Source organism: uncultured Methanobrevibacter sp., assembly GCF_937906425.1.
Lineage (GTDB): Archaea > Methanobacteriota > Methanobacteria > Methanobacteriales > Methanobacteriaceae > Methanobrevibacter.
In genome coordinates, this window is the sequence record NZ_CALCYR010000154.1 from 1 (window position 1) to 18672 (window position 18672).

Sequence of the window (18672 nt, forward strand, 5' to 3'; positions counted from 1 at the left end):
AATCTGATCCATAAAGTACCAGTATAATATCTATTGAAAAAAGTTATTTCAGATGATATAATTACCTAAAAGGAGATGATATGCGATGGATTTTATTAAATTGTCAGCTGAGAGATACTCTGTAAGGAGCTTTGATGATCGCCCAATAAGTGATGAGCATATGAAGATACTGCTGAGAGCTGCTGTGCTTGCACCTACTGGCTGCAATTATCAGCCTCAGAGGATAAATGTTGTACAAAGTGAAGAAAAACTCAGGGAGATAAGCAGATGTACATTTGGTGCTAAAACCGTACTTGTGTTTACCTATGACGTGACGGAGGACTGGAAAAATCCTCTTGAAAAGGGTGTTCACTCAGGAGAGCAGGACGTGAGCATAGCTGCTTCACACGTAATGCTTCAGGCTTGGGAGCTTGGTATCGGTACCTGCTGGGTAAACTATTTCAGCAATTCCCGCCTTGAAAAGGAGCTTGGACTGCCCGAAAACGAGCGGTCTGTACTCATTATGCCCATTGGTTATCCGTCCCCCGATGCAAGCCCTCTTCCCATGCACAGTGAATACAAGGCTGTGGAGGAGATAGTTAAATTCATATGATGATATAAAATGTACAGCATAAAAGTGATATATCCGGCTATTCTTTTTGATAAATACAAACAGTATAAAATGCGTATCATTTTACTTGTGATAAATTTGTAATATTTATTTCACTACCATAGTTTTGATAAATATAATTATCAACAATATTTTCAATTGCTTCCCTTATTTCATTTTCAATATCAAATTTTGCTTCTGAATTATTTTCTAAAATATTGTAAATTTTATTATTTATTTTGAATTTTGCTTCTTTTTTTAAATTTTTATAATATTTTTGTATTTTGCTAATTTTTAATCAGTATTTTTTTAAAAAATAATTTTAATTGTCTTTTAATTCATCATAAGGGATTTCAGTTTGAGAAAAGTCCATTGCACGACTTCTTGCATTTTTCTCGAATTTTTCTCTTAAATCCTTGTCATCCAATATTTTATCGATTGCATTTGCCAAGTCCTTGCTGTCATTAGGGTCTATTAAAAGACCGACGTCCTCTGTGATGATTTCTTTTATTCCGCCTACATTACTTCCAATGACAGGTTTTCCACAAGCCAATGCCTCAATCAATACAAGACCAAAACTTTCTGTAAATGAGGGGAGAATTAGAATGTCACAGCTTGGTATGATCTCTTCAACATTGTCCTTTGCTCCTGTAAAGTAAACATTGTCTATTTTGCCTTCAAGTTCATAGTCCTCAACTTTATCCTTCAGCTTTTCCAAGAGAGGTCCGTCTCCAACAATAAGTAGATTAAGCTTATTTTTCATCTCTCTTTTTGCTTCAATAATCAAGTCAACATTTTTCCTTTTTATTATGTTTCCTACAAAGAGAATGATTGGCTTGTCTGCTGCAATATTGAATTCATTGACCAGTTCCTTTTTAAATTTTTTCCTCTTTTCCTCTGTTGGCTTGAATTTGTTTACATCTACAGAATTCCAATGGATTTTTATTTTGTCTTTTATATTTTCAAGCCCTGTATTTATGATTTCGTCTTTTAGGGCATTGCTTACTGCAAGAATTGAATCTGCATCCCTTAAAACTTTCTTAATCACCGGTCTCATATAGGATTGCTTTTTATACATTTCAAACATGTCTGATCCATGGGCTGTAATATAGGTTTTTGTATTTGTCTCCTTTCCAACCTTGACTGCTGCCCATCCTGCTGGAAACAGGTAATGGCCATGGATGATGTCGATGTTTTCTTCTTTTACAAGCTTTTTTAATTCTTTTCTGGCATTTATTGCAAATAATAATCCTCTAAGGCCTGGAATGTTTAATCCTCTTGTTCCGATTACATGAATTCCATCTATATCCCTTATTTCCTTGTGAGGATATGTAATTACATATACTTCATGACCTTCCTCAATCAGTTTTTTGGCTAAACTGTGTATATGCACTCCAACCCCTCCAATATGTGGAGGAAATTGTCCAACCATTGCTATTTTCATTTTAATTGCCTCAAAATAATTATGATTATAAAAAGTGGAAATTATTTTATTTTAGATAAAATAATTTAATCTTATTATTATTTTAATTTTAATTCTATTTATTTATTGTATATAATCTGCTAATTTTTAGAATTTAATTGGATTAAAATAATTTTAAAAAGAGTTGTTTTATTAATTTTGGTCTTAAATTTATTTATTGAAGTAGTTTTTAAAATCAGTCTAAATTTTATTTATTAAATTAGTTTTTAAATTTAGTCTTAAAATTAGTTTTTAAATTTTATTTTTTTAGATTATTTTTAAAATTAGTCTTAAAAATTGAAAATAAATTAAATGAGTTAAAAAAAGATTAAAATTCACTGTGAGTATGATTTCTAGGTGTAATAATAAAAATATAAAAAAGAAAAAATTAAATTAGAATAAATCTATTTTAATTCATTCATTAATTGAGCTAAACTTGGAGCTCCGACGAATTTTACTTCGTCATTGATTGCAATTGCAGGAACTGCCATGATTCCGTAATTAATTGCTTTTTGTCTGCCTTCTTCTTCAGCAATATCGAATTGAATTACGTCAATTGCATCCCCTAATTCTTCTTTTGCTTGTGCTACAACTTGTTTTGCACCAGGGCAATGAGGACAAGTTGGTGAGGTAAATACTTCTACTTTAATTGCCATTTTTTCACCTTCGTTTACTTTTTAAATTAAATTAATTAAATTAATTTGATATTATATTATGTTCGTTAATATATAAATGTTCCTATTTGATTAAATAATTCTAAAATTAATATTTTTTTAATTATTTTAAAGGGGAACATTGCTTATTTGAACAAATTAAAAATTTTTGTCATGTATTTTAATCTGTTAGTCTGTTTATTGCTTATTTGAACAAATTAAAAATATTTGTTTCATATAAACTTTCAGTAAGGCTTTTTTCGCTTTTTGGATAATTTACAACTGTATAATTTGTTGCATTGGATTTTGATGCAGCTATTTTAATGGCCTGATTTTTATTTCCAATCTTGTCAATTAAACCAAGATTTTTAGCTTCATTTCCATTGTATTTAGTTCCATTAGCTAATTCGGCAAGTTCTTTAGCTTTCATATCTCTATTTTTAGCTATTTTGCCAATTAAATAAGTGTAATCTTGATCAATCATTGCCTGTGCACTGATTGAACTTTTATTTGTTTGATTTGAGTTAAGATATTTCTTGTTGAAGTGAGCGCTAAGATTATCTTTTGAATATTTGGTACTGTTTTTATAGCTAAGTCCTATTCCTCCAACGGAAGATGAGGGGCTTGCAACAGTGTAATCGGCACTACTTGCGATTAGATATGCTTCATCCATTCCCTTATCTCCAATATATGAAACAACTGGTTTGGATGAGTTTTTAATCATATTTGATATTTCTTCACTTGCAACCAAACTTCCACCATAACTGTTAATGTCTAAAACAATAGCCTTAATGTTTTTATCCGATTCTGCATCATTTATACAATTTTCAATTTCCCTTGCAGTCATGTAAACTGCTGTAGTGTTGGATTCGCTATAAGTAATCGCGCCATTTATGTTTATAACAGCAATTTCATCATTAGCCACTGCTAAGTTACTGAATGGTAAAATAAGAGCTATCAGTAATACTATTGCCAATATAATGAATGCACCGATTGCTATATTTGTCCAGTTTCTTTTATTTTCACTCATAGTACTCCTCATAATTCCTATTTTAATTTTTTAAATTTGTATAAATTCTTAAATTCAATAAATATTATAATAATTTATATTTATTTGAAATAATATATATGTTTATATATTTTAAAATTTTTTAATTATTCAGTGGATTTTAAATTGTTTAAGTAATTTTTTTAAATTTTTATTTTATAATTTTTAAATTTCAGGTGATTATTTGTCAAAAGTAGTAAAGTCTCCAGGTTCTGCAACCATTATAAATGCGATTTCAACTGGTTTAGGTTCTGCATTTGGTATAGATTTAAACATTACCGCAGAGGCTAAATTTTCAGATATTGGTATTGTTTGTTCTTCAGATTTGGGTGTAAACCCTAATTTAATGAATATTTGTGTAAAAAAAGTTTTGGATTATTATAATATTTCAAGTGAAAAGTCCTTGGATGATCTTCTTGGCAATTTGGAATTGGAAAATGGTGAAGGTATTCAGATTAGGACAAAATCCAATTTGCCTTTAGGTTCTGGTTTATCCAGCAGCAGTGCTTTATCCAATTCTGTTGTTTTGGCTACAGCTTCTTTGCTTTCTGAAGAATTTTCACTAAAACCTTTGGATGATTTTGAATTAATCAATTTAGGAATAGATGCTTCCCTTGAAGCCGGTGTAACTATTACAGGTGCTTTTGATGATGCTTCCGCTTCCTATTTTGGTGGAGTGACCATTACTGATAATGGTAAAAGAAAGATTTTGCATCAGGAAAAATTAGAGGAAAGGACCATTCTGGTTTTCATGCCTGATAAGGAGTCATTAAGCGGATCCTCTGATGTTAATCGTATGAAATTGATTGCTCCATATGTTAAATTGGCTTTTGAAAAGGCAATGAATAGGGATTATTTTGAGGCATTAACCTTGAATGGTCTTTTATATGGGTCTGTATTGAACTTTGACAATAACATTGCATTGGATGCTTTAAGTGCTGGTGCTTTAGCTTCAGGATTGTCTGGAACAGGTTCTTCTTTTGTTGCTATTGTTGAAGATGATTCCATAGATGAAGTCAAGCAGGCCTGGATTAAATATGATGGAGAGATTATTGAAACAAAGATAAATAATGATGGAACTAGATTAATTTAGTTTATTTTTATTTCTTTAGCTTCTTTTTTCTTTATTTTTAGTTTATTTTTCTTTTTTAAACTTTTTTTCTTTATTTTTAGTTTATTTCTCTTTCTTTAGCTTCTTTTTTTGTTTATTTTTAGTTTATTTCTCTTTCTTTAGCTTCTTTTTTTTTTGTTTAATTTCAGTTTAATTTTTATAATGTCATTTTTCATCAATTTTCATTCTATTTTTTTTAAATATTTAATTATTTTCTTTTTTTAAATCAATGTACTTTGCTTAAATCTCTCTTTTTGAGGCAGTTCCTGCAAATATTTAAAAATATCGTCCGGATTGTTCATTATGTTATGTTCATCAGTTCTTTTATGGAACAATTCCATCAATTCCTTATTGTTTGGACTGTTTAAGGCATATTTGTATTTGTATCTTCTTTTGTATTTTTCCTTAAGTCTTGGAAATTCCTGTTCTAGTTTTCTATAGAAGTATTCTCTGTTTCCTTCCCTAAGCGTTAGCCCCATTCCAAAACAAATTATTCCTTTTACATTTGTTTCTATACAGTAATCTATTATTTTATTTATATTTTCCTCATTATCATTAATATAAGGCAGTATTGGACATAACCACACGATTGTAGGAATATTTTCCTTATTCATTTTTCTTAAAACCTTGACCCTTTCCTTTGTTGTGCATACGTTTGGCTCTATCTTTTTGCATAATTCCTCATCACTTGTTGTCAGTGTCATCTGCACAACTGCCTTTGTCTTTTCATTTATTTTCTTTATCAGGTCCAAATCTCTTAGAATTAAATCAGATTTTGTAATGCATGTAAATCCGTGTCCATATTTATATATTAATTCCAGAGACTCTCTCATCATTCCCAATTCCCTTTCAATAGGCATGTATGGATCGCTCATGGATCCGGTTCCAATCATGACCTTTTTATTTTTATTCCTTAAGAATTTTCTTAATATTTCCAGACTATTTATCTTTATTTCTATGTCTTCAAAGTCATGATTCATGTTATAAACTTTACTTCTTGAATCACAGTATATACATCCATGTAAACAGCCTCTGTAAATGTTCATCCCGTTTTTATTTGATATGAGATGTTTTGTTTTTACATAATGCATATTATCACCTTTTTTTTCACTCAATGCTTGATTTTTTTGATTTAAAATTATATAATCATAGTTTTTAATTTTTGATTTATTATTAGTAGTTATTTTTAGATTTTATTGAGATTTTTTTAATTATTAAATTTCCTTAATATTTTTATATTCCTTATTTAATTTCCAATTTGTCTAAGAGCATTTGAAAAGTATCTTTCTTTTAAACTATTTATAATGTATGGTTTATTCAATTTTTAACAAATATTTTTGTTTTTCTTTTTATGTTTTTCAGGGCTTTGTTTTTTTAGGATTTTTTTTAATTTATATTTTTTCAAATCAATAACTAGGTTTAAATATTATGAAAAATAAAGTATAGTTATTATCAGAACTATGGAGTTATTTTTGTGGATGAGAAAGAATTAATGGGCTTATTTGAAAATGATGATGATGCTCGTATTCTTCTTGAAAAGTCTAGAAAAAGAATCGATGAAATTGATAATATATTAGTTAACTTAATTGGTGAAAGAACTTCACTTGCTAAGGATATCGTGTCAGCTAAGGTTTATTTGGGCATGGATATTTATGATAAGAATAGAGAAGATCAAATCCATTCCAAAATTGTAAAATTAGCCGAAGAAAAGAATATAGATACAGATATTCTCAGTGACATTATGAACATGCTAACAATTTTAAGTAAAAATAAACAGAAAGAAATTTTGGAGGAATGATTATGGGAAATATTAGAACTTCATTTGTAAAACGTATATCTAAAGAACTTATTGATACTCACGCAGGTAAATTCACTACTGATTTTGAAGAAAACAAAATTTTAGTAGCAGAATACTCTACTGTAAGTACTAAACACTTAAGAAACAAAATTGCTGGTTACATTACCAGATTAGTTAAACAACAAGAAAATCAAGCTTAAATAGCTTGTTGTTTTTTTCTTTTTTTCATTTAGATTTTTATCTAAATTTTACTACTTTTTTAAAACTTTTTACTAATTTTTATACTTTTTTTAATTTTATTAATTTTATTAATTTTATTAATTTAATTAATTTTATTAATTTAATTAATTTTATTAACTTAATTAATTTTATTAACTTAATTAATTTTATTAACTTAATTAATTTTATTAATTTAATTAATTTTATTAATTTTTTTAATTTTTTTAATTTTAGGGGCTGTTGAAAACCTATTTTAAAAATTTTTTTTATTTATTTTAATCAGTTATTTAGAAAATTTTTATAAAAATTTTTAGGATTTCAACAATGCCTAATTTTATTAATTTTTTTTTTAAAAAGTTTTTTAAGAATCACTTTAATAATTTCATTAATAATTTCATTAATAATTTCATTAATAATTTTTTAAGGATTTTTAATAATTCATCGAATTTTACTTAATTTTAAAAAAAGTCCTTAATTTGAATAAATAAGTATATAAATATGATTTACTATAATTAATTAATGTATAGAAATTTAAAAAAACTTATCGCAGGTTAAAGATTTTGCAGTATTGTCAAATGTTTAGCTTGTATAAAATTTATATTTATTAATTATTTTTTTATTATAAGAAAAAGGTGTGTAAATAAATGGAATTAATTGTAGCCAAATTTGGCGGTACTTCGATTGGAAATGGTAAAAGAATTAGGAAAGCTGCACAATCTGTTGTTAATGAGTATATGGATGGCAAGAAGGTTGTCGTTGTTGTATCAGCTATTAATAAGACTACGGATGATTTAGTAGCTATTGCTGATGAATCCATTGGTAAAGAAGTTACCGAAAAGCAATTGGCGGAAATTTTATCCATGGGTGAGAGAACCAGTATCAGAGTATTTTCCTCAGTTTTGGAATCTTTGGGAGTAAAATCCGAATACATTGATCCAGGTCACGAATTATGGCCTGTTATCACTGATAACAATTATGGGAAAGCTAAAATTGATTTTGAAAAAACAGAAGAAAAAGCTCAAGGCCTTTTTGAACTTTTAGAACAGGGAATCATTCCTGTTCTTTGCGGATTCCTTGGAAGAACTGAAGATGGGGAAGTAACCACTCTTGGAAGAGGCGGAAGTGATGTAACCGCTTTCCTTTTAGGTCATTGCCTAAAGGCGGATGATGTAATCATAGTTACCGATGTAAACGGTGTAATGTCTACCGATCCAAGAAAAATCACTGATGCTGAAAAATTGGATTATATCTCTGTAGAGGAAATGAGGGATTTGGCTACCCATGGCGCTCAAGTTTTACATCCACACGCTTTAAGATTTAAAGATCCTGAAATCAATGCAAAAATTATCAGTTTTGAAAAGGGAGATTTATCTGACCCTGGAACAGCTATTGTAGGTCCTTTTGAAGATTCTATGAGTAAATCAGTTACCTTACATCCTGAACCTATCTCTGTGGTTGCAGTTGTAGGTGAAAACTTGTTAAATCAAATCGGTTTGCTTGCAAAAATGACTACATTGGTGGCTGATGCCAACATCAATATCTACGGCATCTCTGCAGGTCAAAACTCAATCACATTGTTCCTTGACAAATGTGATGCGGATGAGGCTTATCACATATTGCATAATTTGGTGATTGCTGAGGACAGCTTAAGCTCCATTTCATTAGGTAGGGACATTGCAATGTTAACAATGATCAATCCTGATTTTATTGAAACTCCTGGAGTTATTTCTGAAATTACAAATCCTCTTAAGGAAAGTCAAATTAACATTGTAGAGATTTCATCCTCCCAAACTGCAATTGTGCTATTCATTGATTGGGAAGATGGAAAGGAAGCCTACAATTTAATTAAGGAAGTTTTATAACTTCCGCTTCTATTATTTTTACAAGTACGTTTTTACTTTAACTATTGGAGGAAGCCTTGCTTCCACGTTTTTTGATGTCTAGGTATTTTGGTTTAAATTTAAATAATGGTTCAAAGATTGGTTTTAATTATTACGAACTTATTTAGGTTTTCACTGATATAAGGTGTTTATAGGAATTATTTGATTGAAATAATTAATTTTTTAATTATTTTCAAAGTTTTAGATTTTTAAATTTTGTGATGATTGATTTTTTTTTAATTATTTTCAAAGTTTTAGATTTAATTAATTAATTAAAAATTGTTTAATATACGAAAAGGTGTTTTATATGGCTTTTGAAGGAACTGCTGTTGCTATGGTTACTCCATTTAAAGAAGATGGAACTATAGATGAAGAAGGTTATAGACAAAATATTAGCTGGTTGATTGACCAGGATGTTGACGGTTTGGTTGCTGCAGGTACCACTGGAGAATCTGCTACATTATCTCATGAAGAACATAGAAAAGTTCTTGACATCATGATTGATGAGGCTGATGGCAGAGTAGCCACTATTGCTGGAACCGGAAGTAATGCAACCAGCGAAGCATTGGAATTAACTAAATATGCAGATGATGCTGGAGCTGACATGGCTCTTTTAATCACTCCATATTACAATAAACCACAACAACATGGTGTTATTGAACATTACACTCAAATCGCTAATTCCGTGGATATTGATTTGATTGCATACAATGTTCCGTCCCGTACCAGTCTTGACATGGCTCCGGAAACCATTGTTGAACTTGCTAAAGTGGATAATATTGCCGCTTTGAAAGAGGCTTCATCAGATGTGGACAAAGTGTCCAAAACCATGAAATTATTAAGGGAAAATGGTTTGGAAGACGATATTGTCATCTTGTCAGGCAGTGATGAATTAACCCTTCCTTTAATGTCAATTGGGGCAAGAGGTGTAATCAGCGCATCTGCAAATATCGATCCTAGAACAATGGTGCAAATGGTAAACAATATCCTGGACGGAAACTATGACAAGGCTTTGGAATTACATTATAAACAATATGACTTGATTAAAGCTTTATTCATTGAAACCAGTCCTGCTCCTGCTAAAGAAGCATTGAAAATGATGGGAATGCCTGCAGGGCCTTTAAGATTACCTTTAGTTCCAATGTTGGAAGAGAATAGGGCAATATTGAAAAAAGCTTTAGAGGATGCTGAAATTATTTAGATTTATAAAAATTAATATGGATTAATTTAAATTTATTCTATAATTTTAGCCGTTATGATTTGTTTTGAGATTGATTATTCTTTTAATCTCCATTTTTTTATTAAATTTATTTAGATGATACTATGATTAAAGTTGCTGTTACCGGAGCCGCTGGAAGAATGGGCTCTGGAATTATAAAGAAAATTACTGAACAAGATGATATGGAAGTTGTGGCTGCAATTGAAATGCCAAACACTCCCCTTGCAGGTATTGATGCTGGCGAAAGGGCAGGTGTAGGCAATATTGGTGTAGCCATTACAGGTTCTGAAGACCTTGAGAAAACCTTAAAGGAATCTGGTGCTGAAGTATTGGTGGACTTTACCATTGCTCCTGCAGCTGTTGAAACAATCAAGGTTGCAGCTGACTGCGGAGTAAACCTTGTTGTTGGAACCACAGGATTTACTGAAGAGCAAGCTAAAGGGAATGCTGATGTCATTAAGGAAAAGAATATTAAGGCTGTTATTTCCTCTAACTTTTCAATTGGTGTAAATGTCTTCTTTAAGGTTTTAAAAGACTTGACTCCTATCTTGAATGACTTTGACATTGAAATTATTGAAGCTCACCACAATCAAAAGGCAGATGCTCCTTCCGGAACTGCAATGACTGCTTTTGAAGTGGTTGCTGATGCACTTGGCAGAGACCCTGAGGAAGTTGGGGTTTATGGAAGGCAAGGTCAAGTAGGTAAAAGAACTAAAGAGGAAATAGGTTTGCATGCAGTGCGTGGCGGAGATATTGTAGGAGACCACACTGTTTTGTATGTTGGAGACGGAGAAAGAGTGGAAATTAAACACATGGCACACACCAGAGAAGTATTCATTGCTGGTGTAATCCGGGCTTTAAGATATGTTGGTTCTGCAGAATCCGGTAAAGTCTCTGACATGTCTGACGTTTTAGGAATTTAATTTTAATTAATTTCATTCCTTTTTTTAAGATTTTATTAAAAAAATTATGGTAGGAATTTAATTTTAATTAATTTCATTCCTTTTTTTAAGAGATTTTATTAAAAAATTATGATTATCGAGATGATTTAAATGGTAAAAGTAGGTGTACTTGGTGCAACTGGAATGGTAGGTCAAAGATTTATCCAATTGTTGGCTGATCACCCTGATTTTGAAATAGCTGCTCTTGCAGCATCCTCAAGATCTGCCGGCAAAAAGTATGAAGACGCTACCACTTGGTATATGAATAGTGAAATGCCTGAATCTGTAAGGGATATTACTGTAATTGAAACTGACCCTGCACAAATGGATAAGGATGTTGAAATCGTATTCTCATCACTTCCTGCTGACTTTGCAGCTAAAGTTGAACCACAATATGCTAAAGACTTTGTAGTGGCTTCAAATGCAAGTGCTATGAGGATGAAAAAGGACATTCCTTTAGTCATTCCAGAAGTCAATCCACAATTTTTGGATATGATTGATGCACAGCAAAAAAACAACAATTGGGACGGTTTTATTGTAACAAACCCTAACTGTTCAACCATTGCTTTGACTTTAACCTTAAAACCTTTATATGATAACTTTAACATAAACAGAATCTATGTATCCACAATGCAAGCTGTTTCAGGAGCCGGTTATAACGGTGTTCCTTCCATGGCTATCTTGGATAACTTGGTTCCATACATTGGCGGCGAAGAGGAAAAGATGGAAAGCGAAACTTTACACCTTTTAGGTTCCCTTGATGGCGGAGAAGTAAAACCTGCAAACTTCTCATTAAGTGCATCATGCCACAGAGTGCCTGTTATTGACGGTCACACTGAAGCAGTGTTCGTAGAGCTTGATGATGAGGCAGACATTGACAAGATTAAAAAGACAATGGCTGACTTTAGAGGACTTCCTCAAGAATTAGGTCTTCATTCCGCTCCAGAACAACCTGTCATAGTCAAAGAAGAAGATGACAGACCTCAACCAAGAATGGATAGAATGGCTTATGGCGGTATGGCTGCGACAGTAGGCAGAGTCAGAAAAGATCAAGCATTTGATAACAGCTTTAAATATGTTCTTGTAGGACATAATACAATTAGAGGTGCTGCTGGTGCTTCTATATTAAATGCTGAATTGATTAATAAACAAATTTTATAATTTTTTATTAATTCTTTTTTTATTTTTTTAACTTATTTATGAAAATAGGAATATGGTTGATAGTTTATTTTATTAATTCTTTTTTTATTTTTTTAACTTATTTATGAAAATGAGAATATGGCTAATAGTTTAAAAAGTTTATTAAACGAATATTTAACGAAACTAATGATAATTGGAGACATCAAATGAAAAAGACGTCCCTATTGATTTTTCTATTAATTTTTGAAATAGTGGCAGTTACCTTAACCTTAGCCTTAGATGACATTTTCTACTTTTTTAACTTTACATATATCGGCTTGGGCCTTACAATTGGGATTTATCTCCATGTCTCAAATAGCAAATATTCAAGATATGGTAGGAATGTCATTCAATTGGCTATAGGATTGTATATGCTTGTTTTTCTTGGATTCATGTCCCATGAGAACATGATGATAGAGGGATTCTGGTATTACCTGTTTTTAGGCTCATTTACAGCGGCAGTAATTCATTATGCCGTTGCAAAGATATTCGGTCCGCTATTGTTTGGTCGTGGCTGGTGCGGATATGCATGCTGGACCGCTATGATTTTGGATTTATTGCCATACAAATATCCAAATCAAAACCTTGACTATAAGAGAAAAGGATTTGGATATATTAGGCATATACTCTTTATTGCATCATTAGTTCTTGTTTCAGGACTATTCCTATTTAAAATAAACAATTTGGAAATGTGGATGTTTTACTTATTCCTCTTAGGCAATATAATTTATTATGCTATTGGAATAGCTCTTGCATTTGCCCTTAAGGATAATCGGGCATTTTGCAAATATATATGTCCTACAACAGTTTTTTTAAAGATTTCAAGCTATTTTTCATTGCTTAGGATAAAGCATGATGAAAATTCTTGCATAAATTGTAATAAATGTCTAAGGGTTTGTCCTATGGAAGTGGATATCTTTGACAATTCCAGAAAAAGGGAAAATGGGACTGAGTGCATACTTTGCTTGAATTGCATTAAGGAATGTCCTCATAGTGCTTTGGATTTGTAGGGATTGTATTAATGAAAGTTCTTATGGTGCTTTTGTTTGCAGGTTGGATATTGAATTTGTTTAATTTTTCTTTTATTGGATCTTTTTCTGATTTTTTTTAAAAAAAGAGGATGACCCACAATTTTTACTATTTTTTTATTTCTTATTTTATTAATTTTACTTTTCTAAGTTTTTTTACTTTTATTCCATTATTTTTCATATAGCTTAAAAAGATAAATTCAATAAAAATTTATTTAAATAAGTAACGATTTATATTTATTTACAAGAGGATTTTTCTGAAAATTTTGGTTTTTTAATTTTTTAGTCAATTTTTATTTGATTGATTCAAATTCGATTAAAAGATTTAAATGTTTTTTATCATTTTAATATTGGTCTAAAACTTTCTAACTTTGTTTTGGAAAATCCTGTGAATTGGAGGATGAGATGAAAAATAAATATTTTTTCTTGTTTTCTCTAATTTTTATCTTGATTTTCAGTCTTTCTGCTTCCAGTGCAGTTTCCTCGGACATTTCTCAAGATAATTTAAATATTGGTGAAAATGAGAACTCCTTTATTGATTTAAACTCTTATTCTTCTTTAAAAAATTCAAATCTTCCTATAAATATTGAGGACGGTGATTCTAGTAGTAATTCTCAAGGTTTAGAAACTCTCCAATTAAATGAGAAAAGTGAGGATGGTAGTTTAGATAATTTAAGTGTCAGTAAGTCTCATGGCGTTTTTAATGATTTAAGCACTGCTTATGAGGAATCCGGTTTTAATGATTTAAGCACTAACAATAGAGATTCTAATGATTTAATCACAGCTTATAAATATCTTGGCTTGGATGATGAAGAATCTGATGATTTGCTTAATGAAAGCACTGAAATTCTTAATGAAAGCGCTGAAATTCTTAATGAAAGCGCTGAAATTCTTAATGAAAGTGATTATCTCTTTTTAATAAGTCCTGACAATCTGAATATTTTCTTTGATGATTCAAATACATTAAAATCTGAATATGCTGGTTGTACATTGGTATTTGAAGGAAATTTCACTGATTTAGGTGTTTTAAAGATTTCAGGGGATTCAACTTTAATTACTGCACGTGATAATCTATTTAAAAATACTGTATTTTCCATATTGTCAGATAATGTAAGCCTTACAAATCTTAATTTTGATTTGGATGAGGTATTTGATGAAAACAATAATGCAGGTATTTTTCTTTTATCTGATAATCTCATCATTTACAACATTACTATGAATTGCACTGTTCCTAAAAACACAAGGGGATTCTGTATTTATGGTGAAGGTTTAAATGAGGATAGGATCAGTGGTTTAAGCATTATCAATTCTACATTCAATTATGCATATCCCGGTTTAAACGATTCCTTTGATTATGGCATCTATTTAAATTATCTTGATGATGTCATTATTTCAGGAAACCGGATTGAATCCGTTCTTCCATTGGAATCTGTTGATTCCAACAGCAATTACGCTGGATTTGACAGTTATTCCGTTGGAACACTCGCATTAAACCATATAAATAATTTAAGCTTGTCCTCCAACTACATTCACACATCCGTTAATGGTTCAGGATATGTCAGTCCAAGTCTTGAAACAATTTTGATTAACGGATCTGAAGGGATTTTAATTGAGGAAAACACTATTCTCGCAGAGGATTTCTACACTGCCAAGGGCAAGGAAAATCATATTGAAGCAATTCATATCTTCTTCTGTGATGACAGCACAATCATTTCAAATGAAATCGGTGTCAAGACCAGTGGAGGACGTTCTGGAGTGGGATCAGCCTATCCGATTTATATAAGCGGTCCTGCAGACAATATGAAAATTGCCTTTAACAATATATCCACAGAAAGTTCCGGTCCAAATATAGGTATCCATTCCCAAAACTACTTTGGAAACACTCATATCGACATTATAAGCAATTTCATTAATGTCACAGGCCTTGCAAGTACTCATTCATGGGCAATTCTTTCAGGAATTGAAGTTCAGGACGATAATGACATTATTATGAACAATACAATCATTGTAAACAATATTGGCAATTTCAATATAAACAACAATATTTACGGAATCAGCTATACGCAAAACATGAATGGGAATCATACATATGATATCCAGTACAACAATATTACAACAAACGGATATTATGCCATTAAGCTGTCAGGAGCTGATTCATTGCTTACAGATTCAGTTGTTGCAAACAATGTCCTGAATTCCAAGTCATTAAGTGGAAACAGTGCGGTTACAATTGGTGCAGGTAAAAACAACACCATTTTAAACAACACTGGTGATGACTTGAAAAATAAGATGGATGATGATGAAAAACCGAAATGGCTTAAGGATTATTCAAGCCAAGCAAAACCATCATCAAATACTTTCCAATGGATTGCAAATACTGTAAATGCCGCTTCCAATGGTACAGGCTTTTCAGATAATATTGCTGATGGCAGCGGATTGATTGACAATGGAGGTAACAGCAGCAATGGAAATGGTACCGGTGATGGAGATTCCCTAATAAGCGGTGATGGAGACTCTGCAGTTAACAGCAATTCATCCCAAGGTGGAAATGAGTTCACTGATTCTAATTCAAGTTCCTCCTCTGATGGAAATGGAACTGGGGAAATTGAGCTTCCAATCGATCCAAGCAATACAAATCCTGTTCCAGACAACAACGCTACAGAGGCTGTAAACTCAACAATAGCCAATCCTGATGAAGATTTTGCCCAAGTTACAAATCAGACAAATTCAGTGGAAAACAATACTGAATTGGTGAATACTACTGAAAATCAGAATCAGGACAGTGATGAGGATTCAAATGATTTAAACTTGGATAATGAGGATTCCGATAGCAATCCTGGAGAATCTCCAGATGAATTGGATTCAGACAGTTCAAGTGAGCCCGATAGTTCAAGCAGTGATTCCACTGTCTCCAGCAAGGCATCAAGCCCTGGATTAAGCGGGGCAGCTGCATCCAAAAAGGCTTATGAACTTGATAAGGATAAAGATATTATAGTCGATAAGTCTGTTGACAATATTGCTTTGGCAGGAATCTGTTTAATTTTTGTCCTTTTACTTATTATAGGTTATAAACGTCAAAAAGATCGTGATGAAGAGGAATAAGTAAAATTTTAACTTTTTAAAAGAAATTTTGGGTTTTTAGAAAAAATCCTTTCAAGGGTTTTTAATATTTTGTTTTTTTAATTAAATTTTGTTTGGTTTTTCTAAAATAACTCATTTTTTTACTTTTTTTGTTTTTTTAATGATTTTAATTCTTTTTTATCTTTTTTATTATTTATTTTATTTTACTTTTATCTGTTTTAGTTTCTTCTTTTATTTTTATGCATTATTTTATTTATTTTATTTTCTTATTTGACTTTAAAAATTATTCTTTTTTCTTAATTTCTAATTTAACTAATTTTAATTAAGAATAATTTTTAATTTTCATTTTATTAAAAATTCTTAATTTTTCTTATTTTCCTTAAAACACTATCTATTTTTTATATTTTTATTCAGTTTTCTTTTAATTTTTTATAAAATTTGAAAAACTTTTAAATTCATTATTAAAATAAAATATTATAAAATCAAATACTTTAAATAGTAGTTTAAATAGATTTTTAAATGTATTTTAATTAAAGATTAATCTATATTGGTTAGCATTAAATTAAATTGTATTTAAGTGATAATAATGGCTCTTGAAAATTCTAGTGATATGGAAAGACTTCAACAATTGGTTAAATCCTCTCTGTTGGAAATCAATAAACTAAAGATGGAAATAGTGAAACTAAAAGAAAATCAAAATTCCCTTACTTCTGAAGAGGAATTTAATTCATTTAAGTCAGAATCTGAAAAATCTTTAAAACTGAAGGATGATGAGATTGCTGAGTTGAAGGATAAGTTCAATCAAGAGATTGAAGATTTGCAACTTAAATATGATGAAGATTTAACTCTTAAAAACAGTGAATTGTCTGAATTGAAGGACAAGTACGAAGGTGAGATTTCAAGTTTGAAATCCCAGTATGAGGATGACTTAAATCTTAAGGAAAATGAAATTTCCCAATTGAAAAATCAGTTTGATGCAGACTTAAAAAAGAAGAGCCTTGAATTGACTGACTTTTTGGAAAAGTTTGATAAGGACATCAAATCCAAGAACGATGAAATTGATGAGTTGAAAGGAAAATACGATGAAGATATCAGCATGAAAAAGCTGGAAATCGAAAATCTGACAAATTCCTTAAATACAAATATAGATGTCTTGAACAAGACAAAGGATCTTCTCTCCACAAAGGACAGCACCATTGATGACTTGAACAATAGAATCAAGGAGCTTTCCGATTTGAATGAATCCCTTTCCAACATGAAGGAATCATTTGATGAGGAATTGAACAACTTCAAAACCATTGAGCTTGGAGAGTTTAATCTTAAATTGAAGGATGCCTTAAATGAGGTCAGTGCAAAGGATAATGAGATTCAATCCATTTCCAATGATTTAAAGATTTCCAATAATAAGTTGAATGACCTTAAGCGTCAATTGGAACAGTCCAAGGAGGATTACAATGAGGCTAACATTAAGTTGGCTGATGCCTTAAGTTCCATAGATGATAAGAATACGGAAATCCAATCACTTAACAAGACAATTTCATCCCAGAAAGAGAATATTCTTGACTTGAAGAACAATTTGGTCAATAAGGACAATCTTGTTGCTCTTCAAAGGGAATTGGATTCACGTGATGTAGCTATTAGGGAAAAGGATATTCAAATTCAATTGCTGAAGGACAAGTCTGTTTCCAGAGAGGAATACTCCAAGGTTCAAAATGAATTGTCCAAAAAGGATCTTCAAATTAAACGCTTGAATGAGGTAAAGGATCTCTTCTTTGAATTGTCTGACAATGATTTCATTGATGATAGTGATGATTCCATTGTTAACTTATCCTCAAGTGATGATAAGTCCCTATTGGAGTTAAACAATATTAAGAAAGAGCTGGAATTGGCTAAGGAAAACAAGGTCAAGTTCAAACTTGTTGACAGCAATGATGATGAAAAGATCATTGAATTGGCTGAGTCCAATATGGAGGAAAGCATTCCTGACGTTAATGGTTTGGATATTAAGAAGGTCACTAAAGAAGAAGAGAAAAGTAGTTCTGATGAACTTCAAAAGCTTAAAGAAGAGTTGGAAGGATATAAGTCATCTGTTGAAGAATTGGAAAAATACAAGGAAGTTTATGACAAGTTAACCGCTCCTCAATTGAAGAACTTAAATTCAATCCAGTCCCAAATATATCACTTGTTGCCTGATGAAGCTTTAGACACTTTGTCTTTAAAAGAGTATTTGAATGAGATTGCTTTTAAAAACCTTTCATTTGGTAATACAAAGAATATTCTTAAGAGTTTGGAAAGAAAAGGCTATGTTGAAGTTGCTAAAAAAGAAAACGACATTTTCTTCTGGAAAAAGCTACCTTTACCTGAATAATTTATTTATTCAGTTTTACTTTTTTTATTAACTTAAACCATTTTAAGCATTTTAAGCATTTTAAGCATTAATGCTTAAAATGCTTAAAATGCTTAA

The 18672-nt window shown here is 30.8% G+C and carries 15 protein-coding genes; 11 read left to right on the forward strand and 4 right to left on the reverse strand.

Features of this window, described 5'->3' with window-relative positions; genetic code table 11:
• Positions 1-85 precede the first annotated feature (85 nt).
• Positions 86-592 carry a nitroreductase family protein gene (locus Q0138_RS04350; protein WP_297981452.1) on the forward strand — a complete coding sequence of 169 codons (507 nt, stop codon included), beginning with the start codon at positions 86-88 and terminating at the stop codon, positions 590-592.
• A gap of 319 nt (positions 593-911) precedes the next feature.
• On the opposite strand, the gene Q0138_RS04355 is transcribed toward Q0138_RS04350, so the two are convergent.
• From Q0138_RS04355 to Q0138_RS04365, 3 genes are all read right to left on the reverse strand, one after another.
• Positions 912-2033, reverse strand: coding sequence for a glycosyltransferase family 4 protein (locus Q0138_RS04355; RefSeq protein ID WP_297981454.1), 1122 nt, complete (start codon positions 2031-2033; stop codon positions 912-914).
• Between the two features lie 422 nt (positions 2034-2455).
• Positions 2456-2707, reverse strand: coding sequence for an MJ0307 family thioredoxin (locus Q0138_RS04360; protein WP_297981456.1), 252 nt, complete (start codon positions 2705-2707; stop codon positions 2456-2458).
• A gap of 202 nt (positions 2708-2909) precedes the next feature.
• Positions 2910-3734, reverse strand: coding sequence for a S49 family peptidase (locus Q0138_RS04365; RefSeq protein ID WP_297981458.1), 825 nt, complete (start codon positions 3732-3734; stop codon positions 2910-2912).
• Between the two features lie 202 nt (positions 3735-3936).
• Here Q0138_RS04365 and Q0138_RS04370 point away from each other — a divergent pair, with 202 nt between their 5' ends.
• The gene (locus Q0138_RS04370; protein WP_297981459.1) at positions 3937-4845 is read left to right on the forward strand and encodes a shikimate kinase; all 909 of its coding nucleotides are present in this window, start codon (positions 3937-3939) and stop codon (positions 4843-4845) included.
• A gap of 239 nt (positions 4846-5084) precedes the next feature.
• Here the strand turns inward: Q0138_RS04370 and Q0138_RS04375 are convergent, their stop codons facing one another.
• Complete coding sequence (locus Q0138_RS04375; protein ID WP_297981461.1) at positions 5085-5954, reverse strand: radical SAM protein; 870 nt, start codon at positions 5952-5954, stop codon at positions 5085-5087.
• A 401-nt stretch (positions 5955-6355) separates the two neighbouring features.
• Between Q0138_RS04375 and Q0138_RS04380 the strand changes: the two genes are divergently transcribed.
• The 9 genes from Q0138_RS04380 (at position 6356) to Q0138_RS04420 (ending at position 18576) form a co-directional block, all read left to right on the forward strand.
• Positions 6356-6661, forward strand: a complete 306-nt coding sequence (locus tag Q0138_RS04380; protein WP_297981463.1) for a chorismate mutase — start codon at positions 6356-6358, stop codon at positions 6659-6661.
• 2 nt (positions 6662-6663) lie between these two features.
• Entirely contained in the window at positions 6664-6861 is a 198-nt protein-coding gene (locus Q0138_RS04385; protein ID WP_297981465.1) for a 30S ribosomal protein S17e, read from the forward strand.
• 663 nt (positions 6862-7524) lie between these two features.
• The gene (locus Q0138_RS04390) at positions 7525-8742 is read left to right on the forward strand and encodes an aspartate kinase (RefSeq protein WP_297981467.1); all 1218 of its coding nucleotides are present in this window, start codon (positions 7525-7527) and stop codon (positions 8740-8742) included.
• Positions 8743-9067: 325 nt separating this feature from the next.
• On the forward strand, positions 9068-9961 hold the full coding sequence (gene dapA / locus Q0138_RS04395; RefSeq protein WP_297981469.1) for a 4-hydroxy-tetrahydrodipicolinate synthase: 894 nt from the start codon (positions 9068-9070) through the stop codon (positions 9959-9961).
• Positions 9962-10083: 122 nt separating this feature from the next.
• The gene (gene dapB / locus Q0138_RS04400; protein ID WP_297981471.1) at positions 10084-10902 is read left to right on the forward strand and encodes a 4-hydroxy-tetrahydrodipicolinate reductase; all 819 of its coding nucleotides are present in this window, start codon (positions 10084-10086) and stop codon (positions 10900-10902) included.
• Positions 10903-11031: 129 nt separating this feature from the next.
• A complete protein-coding gene (asd, locus tag Q0138_RS04405; RefSeq protein WP_297981473.1) occupies positions 11032-12081 on the forward strand; it encodes an aspartate-semialdehyde dehydrogenase in 1050 nt (349 codons plus the stop codon).
• Positions 12082-12266: 185 nt separating this feature from the next.
• A complete protein-coding gene (locus Q0138_RS04410; protein ID WP_297981475.1) occupies positions 12267-13109 on the forward strand; it encodes a 4Fe-4S dicluster domain-containing protein in 843 nt (280 codons plus the stop codon).
• A gap of 423 nt (positions 13110-13532) precedes the next feature.
• Entirely contained in the window at positions 13533-16229 is a 2697-nt protein-coding gene (locus tag Q0138_RS04415) for a hypothetical protein (RefSeq protein ID WP_297981477.1), read from the forward strand.
• A 565-nt stretch (positions 16230-16794) separates the two neighbouring features.
• Positions 16795-18576 carry a hypothetical protein gene (locus tag Q0138_RS04420; protein ID WP_297981479.1) on the forward strand — a complete coding sequence of 594 codons (1782 nt, stop codon included), beginning with the start codon at positions 16795-16797 and terminating at the stop codon, positions 18574-18576.
• The last annotated feature ends 96 nt before the right edge of the window (positions 18577-18672 follow it).

Bases quoted from the DNA above. Each gene is read 5' to 3' on its own strand.
- Q0138_RS04350 (WP_297981452.1), top strand. From the start codon at position 86: ATGGATTTTATTAAATTGTCAGCTGAGAGATACTCTGTAAGGAGCTTT.
- Q0138_RS04355 (WP_297981454.1), bottom strand. From the start codon at position 2,033: ATGAAAATAGCAATGGTTGGACAATTTCCTCCACATATTGGAGGGGTT.
- Q0138_RS04360 (WP_297981456.1), bottom strand. From the start codon at position 2,707: ATGGCAATTAAAGTAGAAGTATTTACCTCACCAACTTGTCCTCATTGC.
- Q0138_RS04365 (WP_297981458.1), bottom strand. From the start codon at position 3,734: ATGAGTGAAAATAAAAGAAACTGGACAAATATAGCAATCGGTGCATTC.
- Q0138_RS04375 (WP_297981461.1), bottom strand. From the start codon at position 5,954: ATGCATTATGTAAAAACAAAACATCTCATATCAAATAAAAACGGGATG.
- Q0138_RS04380 (WP_297981463.1), top strand. From the start codon at position 6,356: ATGGGCTTATTTGAAAATGATGATGATGCTCGTATTCTTCTTGAAAAG.
- Q0138_RS04385 (WP_297981465.1), top strand. From the start codon at position 6,664: ATGGGAAATATTAGAACTTCATTTGTAAAACGTATATCTAAAGAACTT.
- Q0138_RS04390 (WP_297981467.1), top strand. From the start codon at position 7,525: ATGGAATTAATTGTAGCCAAATTTGGCGGTACTTCGATTGGAAATGGT.
- dapA (WP_297981469.1), top strand. From the start codon at position 9,068: ATGGCTTTTGAAGGAACTGCTGTTGCTATGGTTACTCCATTTAAAGAA.
- dapB (WP_297981471.1), top strand. From the start codon at position 10,084: ATGATTAAAGTTGCTGTTACCGGAGCCGCTGGAAGAATGGGCTCTGGA.
- asd (WP_297981473.1), top strand. From the start codon at position 11,032: ATGGTAAAAGTAGGTGTACTTGGTGCAACTGGAATGGTAGGTCAAAGA.
- Q0138_RS04410 (WP_297981475.1), top strand. From the start codon at position 12,267: ATGAAAAAGACGTCCCTATTGATTTTTCTATTAATTTTTGAAATAGTG.
- Q0138_RS04415 (WP_297981477.1), top strand. From the start codon at position 13,533: ATGAAAAATAAATATTTTTTCTTGTTTTCTCTAATTTTTATCTTGATT.
- Q0138_RS04420 (WP_297981479.1), top strand. From the start codon at position 16,795: ATGGCTCTTGAAAATTCTAGTGATATGGAAAGACTTCAACAATTGGTT.